General features: G+C 71.7%; 3 protein-coding genes, 1 tRNA gene and 2 pseudogenes. 2 read left to right on the top strand and 4 right to left on the bottom strand.

Annotated elements, in window-relative coordinates:
* Together AWZ10_RS24010 and AWZ10_RS24005 are read right to left on the bottom strand one after the other, a co-directional pair.
* Positions 1-542, bottom strand: a pseudogene (locus AWZ10_RS24010) (hypothetical protein); the annotation flags it as partial.
* A 143-nt stretch (positions 543-685) separates the two neighbouring features.
* Positions 686-1,252, bottom strand: a complete 567-nt coding sequence (locus tag AWZ10_RS24005; RefSeq protein WP_046706319.1) for a DUF4365 domain-containing protein — start codon at positions 1,250-1,252, stop codon at positions 686-688.
* Positions 1,253-1,420: 168 nt separating this feature from the next.
* On the opposite strand from AWZ10_RS24005, the gene AWZ10_RS24000 reads away from it, so the two are divergent.
* Positions 1,421-2,146, top strand: coding sequence for a 3'-5' exonuclease (locus AWZ10_RS24000; protein ID WP_046706320.1), 726 nt, complete (start codon positions 1,421-1,423; stop codon positions 2,144-2,146).
* Between the two features lie 37 nt (positions 2,147-2,183).
* Here the strand turns inward: AWZ10_RS24000 and AWZ10_RS23995 are convergent.
* Together AWZ10_RS23995 and AWZ10_RS23990 are read right to left on the bottom strand one after the other, a co-directional pair.
* Positions 2,184-2,255, bottom strand: a tRNA-Val gene (locus AWZ10_RS23995).
* Between the two features lie 39 nt (positions 2,256-2,294).
* Positions 2,295-2,753, bottom strand: coding sequence for an SRPBCC family protein (locus AWZ10_RS23990; RefSeq protein WP_060892013.1), 459 nt, complete (start codon positions 2,751-2,753; stop codon positions 2,295-2,297).
* A 102-nt stretch (positions 2,754-2,855) separates the two neighbouring features.
* Here AWZ10_RS23990 and AWZ10_RS23985 point away from each other — a divergent pair.
* Positions 2,856-3,203, top strand: a pseudogene (locus tag AWZ10_RS23985) (SCO7613 C-terminal domain-containing membrane protein); the annotation flags it as partial.

Genomic DNA, 3,203 nt, shown 5'->3' with positions numbered 1-3,203 from the left:
GGCCGGCCGCCGTAGTAGCCGGCACGCGCGCGGGTGGCCAGCGCCGCCGCGAGGAGCATCTGGCGGGCGGCCGAGCGCAGTTGGTCCTCGACGACCCAGGAGGCGGTGCCCAGCGGGCCGGTCGGCACGTCCCGCCACCAGTGGATCTCGTCACTGGGCACGGCGAGGGCGGTCAGCACGTCCCGCGCGGCGGGCGAGCCGCTCCGGGACAGGGCCGTGAGGGCTTCGCCGAGCAGGTCGTCGCTGTCGGGGAAGGCCCGGTTCTCGGGCACGAGCAGACTCATGCCCCGCCCGGCCGGCTCGGGTGGGGTCCAGCGGCCGTACCGTCCGGCGGCTCCGCCGCGTCGCTGCCAGCCGTGCCGGCCCAGCAGGGCTCCGAGGACCGCGGGGTCGACCTGGGCGGGGTCGGGCGGCCGGGTCCAGGTGGGCTCGACGGGGTGAGGGCGCACGGGGCGTACGGGCTCCCCGATGGGACGGCGTACGGGCACGTCCTCCTCGTACGGACGTTTCGTCGGTCCGCCCGCGTCATGGGGACGACTCATGGGCCTGTCCTCGGCGTAGGGGCGTCGGCCCGACGTCTCCCCGCGGTGCGGGCGTCGGCCGGACGCGTCGTCGTAGGGCTGCCGGCCTGGTCCCTCTCCGTGAGGGGGCGGGCCGGGGCCGTCGTCGTCGATGGGGCCGTGGGTCACGGTCTGCCTCCCGTTCCGACCCGCGTCATGATCTCGCAGAGCGCTCGGTCGTCGAAGATGCGCGAGGTCGGTATGCGCACGGTGGTGCGGTTCCGACCGGTGATCGGGTGTCCGGCGAGGTTGATCCAGTAGCAGCAGTGCCGCAGGTCGAGCCGGTCGTGGCCGGCCCGCAGCCACTGTTCCTGCGACCTGGGGACGATCATCACGACCAGGATCTTGTGCACCGAGACGGGGGTGCGGGCGAGCTTCGCCAGGTGCTGGTTGTCGAGAGTGAAGGAGAAGAACCGGCCCGTCGGGTTCGCCGCGAGCTGGTAGGTGGCCTTGAGCTGCACCTTGATGGTGACTTCGTCGTCGACGGTGTGACCGGGCGAGCCGTGGCTGACGTGCCAGTCGATGCCGTTGTCCGGAAAGGGCTGGGAGAGGGAGCAGCCGGCCGCGGCGGCCACGGCGTGCAGGTAGCCCACCTGCAGGGTCTCCATGCAGGCGGTGGTGGCGAGGGAGCCGCGGAGCGGTGCCGCGTGCTCGGGCAGCAGCCCGCCCCGCTCGGGCTGCGCTATGGCCATGACCAACAGCCTTCCAGTGCTGGTGTGTCCCTGTACCGAGCCCCTGAACTGCGCAGACCCGTACTTCTGTTGTCTCCTTCCGGCGTACGGCGCAAACAGCCCGGGTATCACCAAACTGGCAGAAGACGGGACGTCAGCTGCCGTGGGTGAACGAGGAGTTGTGAACCTATGACGTGTTGGTACGAGGGGCCCTTGGCGGCATTCGACACGGAGACCACGGGTGTGGACGTCGAGACCGACCGGATCGTGTCGGCCGCCGTCGTCGTCCAGGACGCGCCCGGCACCCGTCCCCGGGTGACGCGGTGGCTGGTGAACCCGGGCGTGCCGGTGCCCGCCGCGGCGACGGCGGTGCACGGGCTGACGGACGAGCAGTTGCAGCGCGACGGCCGCTGGCCGGCGCCGGTGATGGAGGAGATAGCCAGGGCGCTGGCCGAGCAGGCGGTGCGCGGCCGTCCGCTGGTGGTCATGAACGCGCCGTTCGATCTGACCATGCTGGACCGTGAGTTGCGGCGGCATCGCGCCTCGTCGCTGGACCACTGGTTCGAGGCGACGCCGTTGCGGGTCCTCGATCCGCGGGTCCTGGACAAGCATCTGGACCGTTACCGCAAGGGTCGGCGCACCCTCACCGATCTGTGCGCGCACTACGAGGTCGTCCTGGACGGCGCGCACGACGCGGGGGCCGACGCACAGGCGGCGATGGACGTCGTCCGCGCTGTGGGGCGCCGCTTCGCGACCCGTCTCGCCCGTCTCTCCCCCGCCGAACTGCACACGCTGCAGGCTGTGTGGCACGCGGCGCAGGCACGCGGTCTGCAGGCCTGGTTCGCGCGCAGCGGCACGGAGGAGGCGGTGGACCCCGCGTGGCCGCTGCGTCCGGAGCTGTCGGCGGCGGCATGAAAAAAGCCGGTCCGCATGGCGGACCGGCTTTACCCGGTGGGCGATACTGGGTTCGAACCAGTGACCTCTTCGGTGTGAACGAAGCGCTCTCCCACTGAGCTAATCGCCCGGGAACGGACTGAACAATACAGGTCCCGACGGGTCTGGTTCAAACCGCTTGCCCATGGGCCGCGAGGTACGCGAGGAGTCCTCGTCGGCCTGCCCGCATCATCACCGCGTGGTTGGCGCGGAACACGGGCCGTCCCGGCACGGCGAGCCGTCTCAGCAGGGGCTTGGTGACATCGACTTCCTGGTCGTAGCGGGCGAGGGTGCCGGGCCCGTCGGCGGTGAGCGTCCAGCGGGCCCAGCCGTCCAGGTCACCGGTCATCTCGATCTCCAGGATCCCGGCCGCCGCGTCGCGCCGCACCTCCCGCGCGGTGAAGGCGAGGTCGTAGGGCAGGACCGAGCGGATCCGGATGATGCCGGTGGTGTCGTCGATCCGGATCACCTCGCGGACCTGCGGCCACCAGTGGGGATAGTCGTCGGCCCGCTGGAGCACGTCGTACACGGCGGCGGGCGGCGCGGGCAGGTCCCAGCGGCTGCGGAAGCGGTAGTGGCACCAGTCCATGGTCGGATTGTGCCTGCACAGGGGCGTTCCGCGCGGGATCTGAGTACGTCCTGAGTACCTTCACTCATGCCGTACGGCGTGACACGGACCACACTCCGGGGCATGACCCATTTTCCGTCCCCGGCCGAGGAGTTGCGGGTCCTCGACTCCGAGCTGCGGCAACTCGACGCCCGCCGCGCCTTCCTGCTGGCGCGCCGCGCGTGGCTGCTGAACGTCCTGTACGCACCGACGCCCGCACCCACCGCTCCCTCCGTACCGCCCGTGCGGCGCCCCGAGGCGACGGCGCCGAGCGTCCAGAACGTGCTGCTGCTCCTCGGTGGCGTTCTGCTGACCGTCGCGGCGATCGCGTTCACGCTGGTCAGCTGGGGACACCTGGGAATCGCCGGCCGGGCCCTGGTCCTCGGCGCGGTGACCGTGGCCGCGCTGGGCACCCCGGTGCCGCTCCTGCGC

The organism is Streptomyces europaeiscabiei, from assembly GCF_001550375.1.
Taxonomy (GTDB): Bacteria; Actinomycetota; Actinomycetes; order Streptomycetales; family Streptomycetaceae; genus Streptomyces; species Streptomyces europaeiscabiei.
Note: the sequence above shows the minus strand (reverse complement) of the source record. Positions and strands in the feature narration are given on the sequence as shown.

Bases quoted from the DNA above. Each gene is read 5' to 3' on its own strand.
- AWZ10_RS24005 (WP_046706319.1), bottom strand. From the start codon at position 1,252: ATGGCCATAGCGCAGCCCGAGCGGGGCGGGCTGCTGCCCGAGCACGCG.
- AWZ10_RS23990 (WP_060892013.1), bottom strand. From the start codon at position 2,753: ATGGACTGGTGCCACTACCGCTTCCGCAGCCGCTGGGACCTGCCCGCG.
- AWZ10_RS24000 (WP_046706320.1), top strand. From the start codon at position 1,421: ATGACGTGTTGGTACGAGGGGCCCTTGGCGGCATTCGACACGGAGACC.